The organism is Pelosinus fermentans JBW45 (assembly GCF_000271665.2).
Taxonomy (GTDB): Bacteria; Bacillota; Negativicutes; order DSM-13327; family DSM-13327; genus Pelosinus; species Pelosinus baikalensis.
Genome location: NZ_CP010978.1, coordinates 4,887,857 through 4,904,473, shown reverse-complemented (window position 1 = coordinate 4,904,473; position 16,617 = coordinate 4,887,857). Strand labels below are relative to the sequence as shown.

The window sequence follows — 16,617 nt, the reverse complement described above, 5'->3', positions numbered from 1 at the left end:
AATAAGATGCCTCCCTTTTGTACTGTACAAGAATTGATGGTACTTGATCCCCTTCGGCAGTCGACCATCATTGGCGGCTGGGCTGGGCGGGAAAATCAAATTTCTCAAGTGGTCACGGCAGTTCCTCAGTTAGCTGCCAGCGACCTTACTAATTCCTTGGTTATCATTCGTCAGGAGAGTCAGGTGCAGGATACGGAAGCGACATTGCGGACCTATCTTCATTCTGGGGCAGCGGCGATTTTATTCATTGGGCCAGATACAGTACTGCTTCCATGCCTGACAGCTATAGCTGAGGAGCGGCAGATGCCCTTGCTGGCTAGTGGAAAGTCACTTGAGGAGCAGGAATTTGTTTTCGCCTTAGAATTAGTGATTACATTAAACAAAGGGAAGCGGTTGATCCATTTTGCAGAGTATAGCAACCTGAATCAGTTGACTGCTATCGGGACAGACTTGCCGCCTATGCTTACTAAATTAGCTGTCTATTTGCAAAATCCCGTTGTATTGGTGAATCCGGCATTTCATATCATAAGCTGCAGTACAGATGAGAAACTGTTAGACCACATAGAACGGGAACAATTAACTAGATTAGCCCGGCTTCAGCACTACCGATGCAAGGCAGGTGAGCTTCTTGCAACACCCTACCTGAGTAAGCTGGAAAATTCCAATGGTGGCAGTGTAAGCTGCTGGGTCAATCCCTTGTTGCGGGATGGACAAATCTATGGTTACTTGTTGGTCTTTGATGTTTCTAACCATCTAAATCCATTGGATGTATGCCGCATCAAGGAAACAGGAATTTTTAGTCTGCAGGTGCTCGCTCATCGCAAAACAATTGAAGATACGGAAAAGAAATATCAAGATCACTTTTTGTATGATCTACTCTATAATAATTTTGTAACCGAAGAAAGCCTGATACAACGCGCCCGGCATTGGAACTGGGATTTTAGTAAACCACAGCAAATTTTGATTATGGAACCGGATGATTTGCACTTGCTGACCAATAAATCCAGAATGTTGAGGAAATTACAACTGAACGTGGAGGACTTTTTACAGCATAAATACAGACAAGTAATTGTCACGGAACAGCAGGGACAGATCGTGATAATCATTGGAGATATTATGAATGAGGGTAAGACGGCCAAACAGCAATGGAAGTCTCTGGGGAAATCTCTACAAGCTTATATGCAGGAGATTATTACAGAGGTTACGTTCTCCATTGGTATTGGCAAGTTTTATACCACGATTGCTGATCTGTGCCGAAGTTATCAGGAAGCCAAACATGCCTTGGACTTGGGGCGGTTTATCCAGGAAAAGGGTCACATCACTCATTTTGAAGAGTTAGGAATCATCCGTCTATTATCACATATGAGCCTGGAGCAGCTTGATGATTATTATAAAGAATATTTGGCAGTGCTTATTGAATATGATGAAAAAAATGATACTAATTTTATCGAAACGCTGCATGTTTATTTTCAGCAAAATGGGGATTTAAACCTGACAGCAGAAAAGCTGTTTCAGCATGCCAATACCTTACGGTACCGTTTAAAAAAGATTGAAGAACTCTTAGAAACAGACTTAAAGCAATTGGAGAATCGCATCAATCTTTCTGTGGCCTGTAAAATTTTTAAAATACGCAAAACCAACCTCTGAGGTTGGTTTTGTTTTTTTTTACAATAATAATCGAAATATTTAGAGAAATCTACAAAAATGCCGCCTTCTTTATTGTATATAATGAAATTAGGATTAAAAGATAATGGAGGTGGAGGGTTTGTTACGAAAAAATCGACTGTATGTAAGTATTTTTTTAGTTGCTATCACTATATTGTGCAGTGCCTGCGGGGCAATGGTTCACTCTGAAACTTCCAAGACCGTACAGCTGGGCAGTGGGACCCAGAACCAAAATTATCAAGGTGTTGCCCAGCCTACGGTGCCGAAGAACCTGAAATTGTCAGAAGAGGAGCAGAAAAATGGCATTCAGAAGCTTCCGATTCTATCTAGCACCGGACAGCCATTGACGCCTGAGGTGCAAGTTACGCACACGCTGCCAGCAGAAAGGCAGGTGGATGCAAGTGCCAAACCACACCTTTGATCGAATAACGGATCTAGCCAAACGCTATTCCCTATATTCATTATTTAAACAGTACTATCAGGGAGAATGGGAATTAGCAAGAAAGGCTGCAGCGACCATTCAACAATACATACCTGTAAACGATAATCTTTCCTTCCAACAGGATCATCAGTTGGATAAAGCAGCTCTTTTTGATTATAACCGCTTATTTGTAGGACCAGGAAAATTACTTGCTTCCCCCTATGAAAGTGCCTACCGGAATGCCCAGGGCTTGGTTATGCAGGAAGAAACCTTATTCGTGCGTCAGTTTTACCTTCAGGCAGGTATTGAAGTTAGTAATAAAAATGCATTTCCTGATGATCACCTCGGATTAGAATTTGAATTTATCTGCTACTTATTGGCCCGGGAAGGGGAAAGACTGCAAGCAGATGATAGCAGTACTGCGAATCATTATGCAGCATTATATCAGGAATTTTGCCAGCAGCACATTTTATCTTGGGTCTATCAGCATTGCGATGATATATTGACACATGGCAGAACATCGCTATGCCGTGATACCGCAATTGCGTTAGTTCGGTTTTTACAAACTGAAGAAGCTAACTTTTTGTCTAAGGAGGAATTTGTTTGAAACAGAAAAGTGTAGTAAGCAGGCGTACATTTTTAAAGGGAGCAGCCGCTACTGTTGCCACAGTGAGTTTTGGCGGTACATTCTTCGATTTTATTTTTTCAGGACTTAGTCCGGCAGTGGCTGCCGAAAATAGCACTGTTGAATTATTTCGCAATGCCTGTCCGCGGAACTGTTATGATACTTGCGCTATCCTATCCACTGTGCAGGATGGGGTTTTGAAAAAAGTAGTGGGTGATCCTGCCAGCACCTATACCCGGGGTACGTTATGCGCCAAGGGATTTAGTTACACACGCAGTGTATATAGCCCGGACCGCATCAAATATCCCATGCGTCAGATTGGCCGGGGGTCAGGTAATTGGCAGCGGATTAGCTGGGATGAGGCTTACACTGAAATTGCCCAAAATATGCTGCGTCTCAAAAGAGAATATGGCAGTACTCTACCCATCTGTTTGAATAAGTACTCTGGCAATTTTGACATTATGCACTATGGCATCGAAGGAATGTTAACCAGTATTGGCAATACTACCAGGGCCACTGGAACACCTTGCTGGCCCGCGGGAATTGATGCTCAGACCTTTGATTTTGGCACTATAGTTTGTAATGATCCTGAGGATATTGTGAATTCGAAATATCTAATTATCTGGGGTGCCAATCCGGCATGGTGTTCTGTTCATTCTATGTATTTTGTGAAAGAAGCACAACAGCGGGGCTGTAAGGTTGTAGTCATCGATCCAATTTTGACCCAAACAGCATCCAAGGCAGATCTGTATATTCAAATTAAGTCCAGCACGGATGGCGCCCTCGCTTTGGGCATGGCCCGCTACATCTTGGATCATAATCTGTATGATGGAGAATGGCTTGCCAAGAACAGCAAAGGTGCAGAAGAGTTTTTCAGCTATCTTAAAAATAACATTACCTTAGAATGGGCCGCAGAAAAAACAGGGATTCCCCAACATATCATAGAAATGCTTGCCCGTGAATATGCAACAACCAAACCTGCCAATATTTGGATTGGCTATGGTATGCAAAGGCATACCAACGGGGGACAGAACGTCAGGGCCATTGATGCCTTGGCGGCTATAACTGGCAATATTGGTAAGTCAGGAGGCGGCGCTCAATACGCCCAATTGGAGACCTGGGGATTTAAATACCATGCCATGTCACAAAGCAAACCTGCTAACAGCGGCGGCAAGGAAGACCGGGCAATCAATATTAATAATTTTGGTGCAGAAGTATTAAATGCCCAAGATCCGCCCATTAAAATGCTGTGGATTGCCTGCCGGGGACCCATGACGCAAGATCCTGAAACCGCAGTGGTCAAGAAGGCTTTTGAAGGGATGGATTTAGTGGTAACAGCGGATTTATACATGACTCCTACGGTAGAAATGTCCGATATCGTTTTACCTGTAACCACAGCCTTTGAGACTCCGGGAGTGAATGTATCTTACTGGCATTATTGGCTGAGTCTTAATGAACAAGCGATTAAGCCCATGTACGAAAGTAAAAACGATGTTACCATTGCCATGGAACTGTCAGCTAAGCTGAATGAGCTGGAACAAGGCTCCTGTACTTTCCCCACGTCAGGTGATTTGCAAGAGTGGGTAGGCAAAGAATTTAGTGAAGGTATATATAAGCAGTTTGGCATTCAGGACTGGCAGGAACTAAAAAAAGGCCCGGTAAAAGCCAAAAGTGGATTGATTGCCTGGCAGGACGGCAAATTTAGAACTCCTTCCGGTAAATACGAACTATGGTCGGCTGAGGCAGAAAAGTATGGACATTTCCCCTTGCCAGTTTATGTAGAAGAAATGCAGTCTACTGATAAGTATCCTCTGCGCTGCATTACGCCCCACTGGAAACTTAGCATTCACAGTCAGTTCCAAAATCTCGACTGGATGGCTGCTGTCAATAATGAACCACATATTGAAATTCACCCTAAGGTCGCAGCCAAGTATCATATCAAAGACAACGACTCCGTAAAAATGTTCAATGATATTGGTTACATTACTTTGCCGGCTAAAATCACGGAAACGGTTTCACCTGATGTAGTAGCCGTCTATGAAACCTGGTATAAAAATAAAAAATTCAATGTCAACTATACTGTGAAGGCTATTCCGGCAGACATGGGAAAAAAGGCCACGGGAGCACCAGGAATTGCCTTTCATGATAACTTCGTTGCCATTCAAAAAATGTAATGAGGAGGGATGAACAGTGGCAAAAAAGATAGGATTTCTGGTGAACAGCGATCGCTGTATCGGCTGTCATGCCTGTGAACTGGCTTGTAAAAATGAATATCAGCAAGAACCGGAAATTCGCTGGCGCAAAGTATATCCTCTTAAGGAAGACAGCTTCGGGGGTTTTGCCAGAGAATTTGCCTCCCTTGCCTGTAACCACTGTGAGGATCCGGCTTGCCTAAAAGCTTGCCCGGTGATTGCATATACGAAGCGGGAAGATGGTATCGTCATGCATAGCAAAGAACGCTGCATCGGCTGCAAAAACTGTATGCTGGCCTGTCCGTATAAAGTTCCTGAGTTTAATCAGAAAACGAAAAAAGTAGAAAAGTGCCATATGTGTGCAGCGCGGCAGGATAGAGGAGAAAAACCGGCTTGTGTCGTCGGCTGCCCCATGGAAGCAATCACGATTATTAATGTAAATGATACGATAGCTGGAGCCGAACGGTCATTACCCGGCTTTCCCAATGCTGCCATCACCAATCCCACAACCCGGTTTATTAAACCTGTAGTAGGGCGTCAAGTAAGGAGGGATGCATGATGGGGGAATGGGCACTCGTCTTATTTACGGTTCTCTCCCAAATGGCTGCGGGAGCTTTTGTTTCCCTGTGGGTGTTAGATACCGTAAAGGGAAATATGAAAGAGGCAACCGGGACATTTGTTTCCCAGGGGGTTGTTTTAGCCATGGGGCTAGGACTGCTGGCCTCTTTAGGACATTTAGGGCATCCTTTAGAGGCATATCGGGCCTCAGCACATTTTGGTACTTCCTGGCTAAGTCGCGAAGTGGTTCTATTCGGTCTATTCTTTTTCTTGTCGGTGGTTTATTATTGGCAATGGCGTACCGGGGGAGCACGACACTTGGTGGGGATAAGCGGTTCCATTGTTGCCTTGATGGCAGTACCCACCTCGGGAATGGTATATGTTTTAGCGGCAATTCCCGCCTGGAATAATTTTGGACCGGTTCTCTTCTTCCTGCTGACGGCAGTTACCTTAGGTCCCTTATATGCCGCTGTGCTGCTTACAATAAAGCAGTACAGTTTAGGAAAAAGTCTGTTTCAATTTGTTATAGCAGCGCTGTTTTGTAGTTTTATGAGTTTTGCTTTATACCTGTCTTTATTAATAAGTGCCGGTGATGTTACTGCCCTTACGGGGTGGAATACCATGTTAAGCATAACCTTCTGGCTGCGTTTGTTTATCGGATGGATAGCCCCGCTTGGTATTTTGGGCTACGTCCTTGCACAGCAGCAGTGGCATATTTCCAGATATATGATCCTGGCATTCGCCCTGGTACTTATCGGTGAATTATTAGGCAGAGAACTATTTTATGGTTCGGCGGTTGCTTTAACCATGTTCGGTCTGTAAAATGAATCCAGGAAATGAATAGAGGAGATTGGTCCGCAATCATTGAATACCCTTGATTACCAGAAATGAAAAGGATGATGATCATGGCTTACAATGAGGATGGCTATCAAATTACCCGTCATATCTGCCCCCGTAATTGCTATGATACCTGTGGTATGCTGGCTTATGTCCGTAAAGGACGGTTAGAGAAAATCACAGGTGATCCGGCCCATGGTTATACAAAAGGCAAGCTCTGTTCCAAAGGGCAAAACTATATTCAGCGGGTTTACAGCTCTGATCGCATTCGTTTTCCTCTGCGCCAAATGGGTCGTGGGTCGGGGCGGTGGGAAAGAATAACCTGGGAGCAGGCCATGGAGATAATCTGTGAAAGAATATTAAACTTAAAAGACCGCTACCACTCCACTTTACCCTTTTGTCTGAATAAATATTCCGGTAATTTTGGCGTATTGCATTCTGCGGTAGAAGGTATGTTTAATAGCTTAGGACCGACTACTCAGGCAAGGGGATCACCCTGCTGGTCAGCAGGATTAGACGCACAGCTTTATGATATGGGATACAATCGTAACTCTGATCCCGGGGAGATGGAAAAGGCTGACATTATTATTTTATGGGGTGTAAATCCAGCCTGGACTGCGATCCATTCCTTGCCGTATATATACCGAGCCCAGGAAAAGGGTGCTACAGTTATTGTTATCGATCCAGTTTATACCCAGACGGCGAGAAAAGCGGACTATTTTGTACAGACTAAACCAGGAGAAGATGGTGCATTGGCATTGGCACTGGCCAAGATCATTTATGAGAGCGGCAATGGGGATCAAAATTTTATTGACCATCATACCCTGGGGTGGCCTCTCTTTAAAGATTACTTGGCAAACCTTAATTTGGATTATCTGGCTGCACAATGTGGTCAGGAGCTGGGAAGGATACAAGAATTAGCGGCTATCATTGGCAGTACGAGAGCTGTATTTATCTGGGCGGGATTTGGGTTGCAGCGGCATATCCATGGTGGGCAGACACTGCGTGCTATAGATGCTCTGGGTGCCATCACTGGTTGTATTGGAATGCCGGGCGGTGGTGTCCACTATGCCCATCAGCTTACGTGGGGATTTAACTATAATTTTCTCAAAGACCCTGGAAATCGATATCTTAATATCAATACCTTTGCTCATGAATTGAACCATTTGCAAGAGCAGTCTGTTAAGATGCTCTGGGTATCCTGCCGCAATCTGCTGGCTCAAGATACAGCAGGGAAGATGCTGCGCAAAGAACTGGATAAATTAGAGCTAATTGTAACGGTGGAACAGTTTCTCACCGAAACGGCCTGTTATTCCGATATTGTGCTGCCGGCAACAACCCAATTTGAGGAAATGGATGTGGTGCCAAGTTATTGGCATCACTGGATTGGTCTAAATGAACAGGCGATACTGCCCTATTTCGAGGCAAAAAGTGATTTGGAGATTGGGCAGCTGCTGGCTAAGACATTAAACACATACCGACCTGGCAGTAGTTCTTTTCCTATTGAAAAATCACCAGGCAGTTTCTTAGATGAAGAATTTAATGAAAAGCTCTATGCGCTGCTGGGTATTTCCCACTGGTCCGAGCTGGCTGCCGGGCCGCGGCAAGCGGCGGTTTCCACTACTGCCTGGAGCAGTAAAACATTTGCTACTCCTTCGGGTAAATTTGAGTTCTTTTCTGCTAAAGCACAGCGTGAAAATATTCCTCCTTTAGCCCAATATCATAAAGGAATGAGTCCCCAAGGTAAATATCCTTACTGGCTTATCACATCCCATGCACAGCAAGGACTTAACTCTCAGTTTCAGAATATTACCAAACTCGCGAAAAATAAAAAACCAGTCGTGTTCATTCACCCTCAGACAGCAGCAGTTAAAGGAGTAAAAACCGGACAAATGGTGAGAGTCTATAATAAATTAGGGGTTATTACCCTACAAGCTCATGTTTCCCCTGATACTCCGTCAGACATTTTGGTTTGTCATCAGGGCTGGCTGCCGGGCAGTGAAACGCGCCTTAATGACTTGAATGACGGTCTGCCGACGGATATGGGACGTGTCAGTACAGGCTCTCAGGGCGTGGCCTTTTATGATGTATTCGTGGACTTTGATCCAGTTTAGCGGAAGAACTAATTTTATCTTATGATCATTGATGAATGATCAGTAATTTAATTGTGGAGGATAGAAATATGTTTAGCTTTAGTATGGCTGAATTGGCAGTAATATTAGTGATCTCCTTGATTGTTTTTGGTCCTGGCAAATTACCAGAAGTGGGAAAGGCGTTAGGACGAGGTATTCAGGAATTTAGGCGTGCAACGACACTAGACCTCGAGAAAGCAGAACCTGCCAAAGATTTGTCACAAAATGAAGGAAAATAGAAATGACAATACGCAGAAAACTATCATCATTGAGGTGTAATTTTCGCTATTGACGAAATGAGAGAGTGTTGCTACAATTATCCTAGTTATAAGATATAATAGAATTTAAATTAGGATTGTTACTGGTAACAGGCAAAACCTAAATCAAATGCGGATGGAATGATCTATTTGCAGTTGGTTTAGGTTTTTTTATTTAACACAACTAAATCAATGTTGGAGGTAAACGATGATGAATTACAAAATGCCAGAAGGTTTTTTATGGGGTGGTGCAGTAGCTGCCAATCAATGTGAAGGGGCATGGAATATCGATGGCAAAGGTGCAAGTACTGCTGATTGTATGACAGGTGGCTCGCTCCATGTGAAGAGAGAATACACGCATGGTGTAGAAGATGGCAAGTATTATCCAAGCCATGAGGCAATTGATTTTTATCACCATTATAAAGAAGACGTGAAATTGTTTGCTGAAATGGGCTTTAAATGCTTTAGGACCAGCATCAACTGGACACGGATTTTCCCAATTGGTGATGAATTAGAACCAAATGAGGCAGGGCTAAAATTCTATGATGATTTATTCGATGAATGTCTAAAATATGGCATTGAGCCAGTGGTAACGATTTCTCACTATGAAACACCCTATGGCTTAGTAGAAAAATACGGCACATGGGAAAATAGAAAAATGATTGGATTTTTTGAGAATTATTGCAAAGTGATTTTTAAAAGATATAAAAATAAGGTAAAATACTGGAAGACCTTTAACGAAATCAATGCCATTATGATTATGCCATCGATTGCGGCAGGTATTCACATGGAAATTGGCAAAGTAGATTCGAAAGTTTGCATGCAAGCGGCACATCACCAATTTGTTGCGAGTGCAAAAGCTGTAAAATTAGGTCATGAAATGAATCCAGCGTTTAAAATTGGTATGATGATTCTATATCCATATACGTATCCAGAAACATGTAATCCAGTTGACTCGATTGAGGCTATGAGTATTATGGATATACACTATATTTTTTCGGATGTGCAAGTCCGAGGTTATTATTCAAGAAAGGCGAAAAAATATTTCGCAATGCAAGGCATAAATATTGTGATGGAACCAGAAGATGAAGCGATATTGCGTGAAGGTACTGTAGATTATATTGGTTTCTCTTACTACATGTCATCTGTTGCAAGTGCTGAACCAGAAAAGAAAGAAGCTGCAAAAGGAAATATGATTCGGGGTATTGCCAATTCATATCTTAAATCAAGTGAATGGGGTTGGCAGATCGACCCCGTTGGCTTACGTATCTCACTGAATGCGTTGTATGACCGCTATCAGATACCGCTCTTTGTTGTGGAAAACGGCTTAGGTGCTGTGGATACAATAGAAGCAGATGGCAGTATTAATGATTCGTATCGTATAGAGTATTTGCGGTCACATATTGAAGAAATGGCGAAGGCTGTCAATATTGATGGTGTTGATCTGATGGGATATACACCTTGGGGATGCATTGATTTAATCAGTGCATCGACAGGTGAAATGAAAAAACGCTACGGATTTATCTATGTTAACAAAGACAATGAAGGTAAAGGTGATATGAGTAGAAGTAGAAAAAATTCGTTCTACTGGTATAAAAAAGTAATTGCAAGTAATGGCGGAGAGCTAAAATAAAGTGATGTTAAAAGATGCTGAGATGGTGCGTATTTTCTCAGCATCTTTTATTCGGTAAATAAAAAAAATCATGTAAATATCAATTGACTGAATATATAGAATTATGCTATGATAAACGCAATAAATAAAGAGCGGAATATTGGATGGTGACATTAAGTTGGCCAAACCTTCAAATTTATTAAATAAATTTTGGAGGTGATTAAGATGCATAAAAGAATAGAAATGATAGAGAACCGAAAAAGGACAAAGATAAGTAATTGTCTGTTTTTCGGTATTTTTGTGTCTAAAATGAAATATTTGCGTGCGGGAAGGGGACACGGCTGCCATGATAATAAAAAAGATACTCAACAATAACGTCATTATTACTGAGAATGAAAAGGCACAGGAAATTGTCGCGATGGGGCGCGGCATTGCGTTTAAAAAGCGCTGTGGCGACGATGTGCCAAGAACAGAAATTGATAAAGTATATACGCTTTCTAATCAAGAAGTTTTTCAGCGTTTTGAACAGCTTGTGCAAAATCTTTCGATGGAATACATGGAGATATCTAGTGAAATTATTGAGATGGCAGAGCAAAGATTGCAAAAAAAACTCAACGATTGTGTCTATATATCCCTTACCGATCACTTGCATATGGCAATTACGCGTTTTAGAGAAGGCGTTGGTATCAAGAATATGATGAATTGGGAAATCAAACGCTTTTATCGTAATGAATATGCGATTGGTGAAACGGCATTGGTGATGCTGAATCAGAAATTTGGACTAGAATTACCAATTGATGAAGCTGGTTTTATTGCACTGCATATCGTTGATGCACAGATTGATGGAGATAAGCCAATCGCTGACTATATCACGAAACTGATACAGGAAATTACGAATATTGTTCGTCATACATTCGCAGTGGAGTTTGATATAGAATCCTTACCATATTATCGTTTTATTACGCATTTGAAATTTTTTGCGAATCGTATGTTTACAGAAAGAGAAACAGTTGCTGAAGTCGATGAAGAAATGGAAAAACTTGTCCAGAAAAAATACGCGGCAGCATACCGTTGTGTGCAGAAAATTGATGTATTTATTCAGATGAAGTACAAATATCAGGTGAGTGCAGATGAAAAATTCTATCTGATGATTCATATCGCTAAGGTAACAAGAAAAGATAAGCTCACTAAGTCCTAAATGCATATTTAGTGCTATAGAATCCTAAGAGTAAAGGAGGATAGAAAATCGTTTTGTGGATGGTGACATTAAGTTGGCCAAACCTTCAAAGTTATATTTAAACTTTTGGAGGAATTATTGATGAGAAAGTATGAAGAATTAGCAAAAGTCATCATTGAAAATGTTGGCGGAAAAGACAATGTAATATCGTTAGCGCACTGCTATACGAGATTGCGCTTCAAATTGCATGATGAAAAGAAAGCAGCGACTGAGGTATTGAAAGATATGGATGGCGTTGTTACAGTTGTGCAAAGTGGAGGGCAATATCAGGTCGTTATCGGCAATGAAGTGGGTGATGTTTATGATGAAATTGTAAAATCACAGGGAATTGCTGGTGCGAGCAGTGAGGCTGAAAGTGCTGAGCCGGAACAAAAAATGAATGTGATCGATCGCTTCATTGATATTGTATCTGGTATTTTTACGCCTGTTTTGGGGATGCTGGCTGCCAGCGGAATGATTAAAGGATTCAATGCAATGTTTGTTGCGCTTGATTTTATTGATGCAAATGGAGGAACCTATCAAATTCTGCAGACAATCGGTGATGGATTTTTTTATTTTTTGCCGATTTTTTTAGGGCTTACAGCAGCACGGAAATTTAAAATGAATGAATTCAGTGGTATGGCTGTTGGCGCAGCTTTAGTATATCCATCACTCAGTGCGATCATCAAAGGAGAACCACTTTATCACTTGTTTACCGGGACGATGTTTGCTTCTACGGTGCAGATGGAGTTTTTAGGGGTTCCTGTAATTTTAATGAATTACGCATCAAGTGTTATTCCAATTATTGCTACAATATATTTTGGTGCTAAGGTAGAACGGCTATTGTTGAAAACTATTCCTACTATAGTTAAGGGCTTCATGGTTCCATTTTTAACGTTACTTATTGTTGTTCCACTGACTTTTGTGATCATCGGTCCTGTATCGACATGGGCGGGACAATTGGTAGGTTCAGCAGCAAATGGAATCTTCCAGTTGAGCCCGGTTCTAGCAGGTTTGTTTATTGGTGCATTTTGGCAGGTTTTTGTAATTTTTGGTATGCATTGGGGTCTTATACCGATTATGTTGAATAATGTTTCTGTGCAAGGGTTCGATCCTGTTGTTGTTACTTATTTTGGAGCATCTTTTGCACAAACCGGAGTCGTTTTGGCCATTTTATTGAAGACAAAAAATAAGAAGCTCAAATCACTCTGCGCACCTGCATTTATTTCGGGGATTTTTGGTGTTACTGAACCAGCAATTTATGGAGTTACTCTGCCAAGGAAAAAAATGTTTGTCATCAGTTGTATCGGTGGGGCAATCGGTGGCGGATTGATTGCTTTTTTTGGTATGAAACTGTATATGTTCGGTGGATTAGGTATTTTTGCTTATCCATGTTTCGTTGATCCGGTATCGCATGATATCAGCGGCATGAAATATGGAATGATTGCTTCTATCGTCTCTTTCCTTATCGGTTTAGGTTTAGCTCTTCCGTTTTACCATGATGAAAAGGAAGAAGAAAAGATTTTTGTTGTAAAAAAAGACGGCAATAAAATTCTGGAAAAAGAAATATTGACCAGCCCGTTGATTGGTGAAGTGATGGCTTTGGAAGAAGTTCCGGATGATGCATTTTCTTCTGGCGTAGTGGGAAAAGGTGTAGCAATACTTCCTTCAGAAGGCAAAGTCATCGCACCGGCCGATGGTACGGTAATGACAATTTTTCCTACGGGTCATGCTTTGGGATTGATTACAGATAAAGGTACGGAAATTCTCATTCATATTGGAATTGATACCGTAAAATTAAATGGGCAGTATTTTCAGGCGAAGGTGAAACAAGGTGATAAGGTTAAACGTGGACAGGTCCTTGTTGAATTTGATCTGGAAAAAGTAAAAGCAGCAGGGTATTCTGTGATTACGCCTGTACTGATCACTAATTTCCAGCAGTATTTGGATATTATTGGGACGGAAAAAGGAAACATAGATTACAAGGAAAGTCTTATTACGGTTATTGCATAATAACGAATATTTCACCTGTAAGACACTTTATGTTTTAGAAATATAAATATATTAAATAATTGAATAATGCAATGTTGGAGGAAAAAATAATGAAAAAAGCATTAGCAGTAGTAGGACTTTTTACCGTAATTTTTTGTGGCGGCGTACAAGCCGAGGCAGCACCGGGGTTTTTTCAGGATGTACCACTGAGCGACTGGTCTTATGAAGCCGTCAACGGGCTCATTACCACAGGACATGTGAATGACTACACCGAACCGCTACCACAAGGCCGTATCATGAGCCGCATGGAAATGGCCATGGTTGTCGATGATGCCATGCAGAACCTCAAAGCATTCACGCCTGCTGAGCAGGATACGATTCAGAAATTGAATAAAGAATATTACTATGACATCAAAAAGATACAGATGCTGTCGAAGCTCGACAATGCGGATTTGGAAAAGGCTGCAAATGAGGGAAACGGCACGACCTTTACGAAAGAAGAAAAAGCTGGCCTGAAGAAAGCGGCAGCTTTTGCGGATAAGGTTTCTATCGATGGTTATGCCCGCCTGCGCAATGATCACTATCAAAAGGATACGGGCAAGACAACCCGCGCAAATATGGTTCATGTGCAAGTCAATACGACGTACAAGGTAGATGATAATTGGCAGGTCCATGCCGATCTTGGCTATCGTAATTCTTTCAGCGGCTTTGATGAACTGAAATCCCTTTCACCGAGTGAGAATAAGACGGGCACCACCATGGATACCTATGTGACTGGCCGCATGGCGGACAATGCCCTCGGTCTTAAAGTCGGCAAGTGGAATGAATGGAACATTTACGGCTGGGGAATGGATATCGACTGCGATTTCTCCGGGGTGCAGCTCGATTATGGCAAAAAAGATTTCAAGACCTATTTCACCGCGGGCAAGATGGATCTTTGGGATGATGCCATGGGTGGCGACCGTGAGTATGAACAGGTTACCAGCCTGCGCTTCTTCTATCCATTTGACAAGAAAAATGACATCAATTTCGGTGTTTCCTGGAGTTCTGCTATGGCCAGCCGCTACCAGGATCCTGATCAGGGGCGCGTATTCTATTACTATACCCATGCGCATCACACATTTGATAACAACTGGAATCTCCGTGTGGGTGTCATCAACAGCGATGCAAAACGAGATGATACGGCAACTGCAAGCACAAAGACGAAGTCGCCGGGTCGCTGGATTCAGCTCCAGTACAAGGGGGCCAATCTTCAGGCTCCTGGCTCTTATGGCATTACCACTACTTACCGCTATGAACCGGCCCTCACCTGGCCAACAGTCACGGACTGGTGCGGGCTCAATGAACGTTTCGTCCGTCTTGGCGTAAGCTGGGTACCGGCGAAGGGCATCCTCTTGGATACCTTCTATACCTGGGCAAGAGAAATTGACACTGGTGCGAGGGACGACATGTACCGTTTCCAGGCACAGTTCTTCTTCTGATGAAGCAGGAAATCTATCCTTCGGATGAAAAGGCAATCAAAGAAGAAGAGAACCTGATTACGGTTGTTGTATAAAATAAAGAAACGCTGGGGCAGGACACGGGAGCTGTCCTCTTTGGCGTTTTTCAAAGGGAGATATGTAAAATGAATTGTAGAAAATTTCTTTGTGCGGGTATAGCCAGTGTGATCATGGCTGGAATGCTGTTCGGTTCAGGTGTATCCGTTGAAGCGGCTGCCAAAGCAGCACCATCGTATCGTACGGTCACAGAGGTCTATGACTGGGGTGCAGCAGTTTCCAAGGTTATCGTTGACCTGGGAGTTGGCGTATCCGCGAATGCAGTGGATAATGGGACGTTTAAAGTCTATGCGAAACGTGTTTTAGCAGAAGGTGCAACGACGCCGAAGCAGGCCATGCAGGCGAAAAACAAGATTTCTTTAGGTTCAGAAGCGCAGAAAGACAGTGATCTTGAAGGTTATCGTGAGGTCACGAAAGCTTACGTATCCGATGCTGATGGCAAAGCTGCTGACAAGGGGCGCTATGTGACCATCGAGCTGAAGGTCGGTCCGGATATTGCCATCGGATCGGCACTTAATTTTGACGTGAATAGTTTTTTTAATAACTGGGTAAAACCGGAATATATGATTACACAGACGAAAGCCGCCGATTCGGTCAAAGGGCTGGTAATTGATAATAATAAGGGCAATGTGCGTCCGATTGTCGATAAATTCAGTTATGCACATAAGATTTTTGGTCGCTTGTCCTATGGCTATGCAAGCTACGAGCCGAAAGACAACGAAAAACATCCGCTGATTCTCTGGCTTCATGGTATGGGAGAGGGGGGAACAGATAGTCCGTCAATTCCAATTTCAGCCAATAAGGCGGATATGTTTGCGGATGATTCCCTGCAGTCGCATTTTGGTGGTGCTTATGTACTTGTACCGCAGGCACGTACCTACTGGATGCATGGTTATAAGGATTTTGGGGATGGGACGTCCATCTATGAAGAAAGCCTTATGCAGCTCATTGAGGCTTATGCCGCTGAACATCCGAATGTAGATAAGAGTCGTATTTATATCGGCGGGGATTCCAATGGTGGCTATATGACGATGCTCATGATTCGTGATTATCCGGAGTATTTTGCAGCAGCTTTCCCAACCTGTGAGGGTCTGGCGGATAAACTGATCAGCGATGCGGATATCGAGGCGTTCAAGAAGACACCAATCTGGTTTACTGCAGCGAAGACGGATACGACGCTTCCACCAAAAGACTATGTTGTGCCGACCTTCCAGCGTTTGCAGGCAGCTGGTGCGACGAATGTTCATTTCAGCTTTTTTGACAATGTTGTTGACCAGACGGGCTTGTATAAAAAGGCCGATGGTTCGGCATTTGAATATCCTGGGCATTGGTCCTGGATTTATGTATACAATGATAAATGTGAGGATACCATCGGAGGGAAGACTGTGAAACTTATGGATTGGCTCGCAGCACAGAAAAGATAACAGTTTTGCACGCTACAAGAAAAAACCTTTGGCTGGTACAAAGAAATCATTGCCTCAAATGGCGATGCGTTAAAAATAAATAAAATGCAGAAGTATGGCGTTGACGCTGTACTCCTGATGGTATAAAAAA

At 42.7% G+C, this 16,617-nt stretch carries 13 protein-coding genes; all 13 read left to right on the top strand.

Annotated features, from left to right (window positions below; genetic code table 11):
- Positions 1-6 precede the first annotated feature (6 nt).
- The 13 genes from JBW_RS21665 to JBW_RS21605 all read left to right on the top strand — a co-directional run bounded on the left by JBW_RS21665 (position 7) and on the right by JBW_RS21605 (position 16,487).
- Positions 7-1,647, top strand: coding sequence for a PucR family transcriptional regulator (locus JBW_RS21665; protein ID WP_007958049.1), 1,641 nt, complete (start codon positions 7-9; stop codon positions 1,645-1,647).
- Positions 1,648-1,765: 118 nt separating this feature from the next.
- Positions 1,766-2,086 (top strand): hypothetical protein, encoded by a 321-nt coding sequence (locus tag JBW_RS21660; protein WP_007958048.1) that lies wholly within the window; start codon positions 1,766-1,768, stop codon positions 2,084-2,086.
- Positions 2,067-2,693 (top strand): TorD/DmsD family molecular chaperone, encoded by a 627-nt coding sequence (locus tag JBW_RS21655; RefSeq protein WP_007958047.1) that lies wholly within the window; start codon positions 2,067-2,069, stop codon positions 2,691-2,693. The genes JBW_RS21660 and JBW_RS21655 overlap by 20 nt, the downstream gene beginning before the upstream one ends.
- Positions 2,690-4,885: a molybdopterin-dependent oxidoreductase gene (locus JBW_RS21650; RefSeq protein WP_007958046.1), complete on the top strand. Its 2,196-nt coding sequence runs from the start codon at positions 2,690-2,692 to the stop codon at positions 4,883-4,885. The genes JBW_RS21655 and JBW_RS21650 overlap by 4 nt, the downstream gene beginning before the upstream one ends.
- Before the next feature lie 16 nt (positions 4,886-4,901).
- Positions 4,902-5,462 (top strand): 4Fe-4S dicluster domain-containing protein, encoded by a 561-nt coding sequence (locus JBW_RS21645; protein WP_007958045.1) that lies wholly within the window; start codon positions 4,902-4,904, stop codon positions 5,460-5,462.
- A complete protein-coding gene (locus JBW_RS21640) occupies positions 5,459-6,283 on the top strand; it encodes a dimethyl sulfoxide reductase anchor subunit family protein (protein WP_007958044.1) in 825 nt (274 codons plus the stop codon). The genes JBW_RS21645 and JBW_RS21640 overlap by 4 nt, the downstream gene beginning before the upstream one ends.
- Before the next feature lie 83 nt (positions 6,284-6,366).
- Positions 6,367-8,412, top strand: coding sequence for a molybdopterin-dependent oxidoreductase (locus JBW_RS21635; RefSeq protein WP_007958037.1), 2,046 nt, complete (start codon positions 6,367-6,369; stop codon positions 8,410-8,412).
- Between the two features lie 68 nt (positions 8,413-8,480).
- Positions 8,481-8,669 (top strand): twin-arginine translocase TatA/TatE family subunit, encoded by a 189-nt coding sequence (locus JBW_RS21630; RefSeq protein ID WP_007958035.1) that lies wholly within the window; start codon positions 8,481-8,483, stop codon positions 8,667-8,669.
- 226 nt (positions 8,670-8,895) lie between these two features.
- Complete coding sequence (locus JBW_RS21625; protein WP_007958033.1) at positions 8,896-10,320, top strand: 6-phospho-beta-glucosidase; 1,425 nt, start codon at positions 8,896-8,898, stop codon at positions 10,318-10,320.
- 325 nt (positions 10,321-10,645) lie between these two features.
- Positions 10,646-11,497, top strand: coding sequence for a BglG family transcription antiterminator LicT (licT, locus tag JBW_RS21620; protein ID WP_007958029.1), 852 nt, complete (start codon positions 10,646-10,648; stop codon positions 11,495-11,497).
- Between the two features lie 120 nt (positions 11,498-11,617).
- A complete protein-coding gene (locus JBW_RS21615) occupies positions 11,618-13,528 on the top strand; it encodes a beta-glucoside-specific PTS transporter subunit IIABC (protein ID WP_007958027.1) in 1,911 nt (636 codons plus the stop codon).
- 89 nt (positions 13,529-13,617) lie between these two features.
- Entirely contained in the window at positions 13,618-14,988 is a 1,371-nt protein-coding gene (locus JBW_RS21610; protein ID WP_007958025.1) for a hypothetical protein, read from the top strand.
- A 143-nt stretch (positions 14,989-15,131) separates the two neighbouring features.
- On the top strand, positions 15,132-16,487 hold the full coding sequence (locus tag JBW_RS21605) for a prolyl oligopeptidase family serine peptidase (RefSeq protein ID WP_007958024.1): 1,356 nt from the start codon (positions 15,132-15,134) through the stop codon (positions 16,485-16,487).
- Positions 16,488-16,617 lie beyond the last annotated feature (130 nt).

Excerpts from the sequence above, each read along its gene's own strand:
- JBW_RS21665 (WP_007958049.1), top strand. The coding sequence starts at position 7 with ATGCCTCCCTTTTGTACTGTACAAGAATTGATGGTACTTGATCCCCTT.
- JBW_RS21640 (WP_007958044.1), top strand. The coding sequence starts at position 5,459 with ATGATGGGGGAATGGGCACTCGTCTTATTTACGGTTCTCTCCCAAATG.
- JBW_RS21635 (WP_007958037.1), top strand. The coding sequence starts at position 6,367 with ATGGCTTACAATGAGGATGGCTATCAAATTACCCGTCATATCTGCCCC.
- JBW_RS21630 (WP_007958035.1), top strand. The coding sequence starts at position 8,481 with ATGTTTAGCTTTAGTATGGCTGAATTGGCAGTAATATTAGTGATCTCC.
- JBW_RS21625 (WP_007958033.1), top strand. The coding sequence starts at position 8,896 with ATGATGAATTACAAAATGCCAGAAGGTTTTTTATGGGGTGGTGCAGTA.
- licT (WP_007958029.1), top strand. The coding sequence starts at position 10,646 with ATGATAATAAAAAAGATACTCAACAATAACGTCATTATTACTGAGAAT.
- JBW_RS21615 (WP_007958027.1), top strand. The coding sequence starts at position 11,618 with ATGAGAAAGTATGAAGAATTAGCAAAAGTCATCATTGAAAATGTTGGC.
- JBW_RS21610 (WP_007958025.1), top strand. The coding sequence starts at position 13,618 with ATGAAAAAAGCATTAGCAGTAGTAGGACTTTTTACCGTAATTTTTTGT.
- JBW_RS21605 (WP_007958024.1), top strand. The coding sequence starts at position 15,132 with ATGAATTGTAGAAAATTTCTTTGTGCGGGTATAGCCAGTGTGATCATG.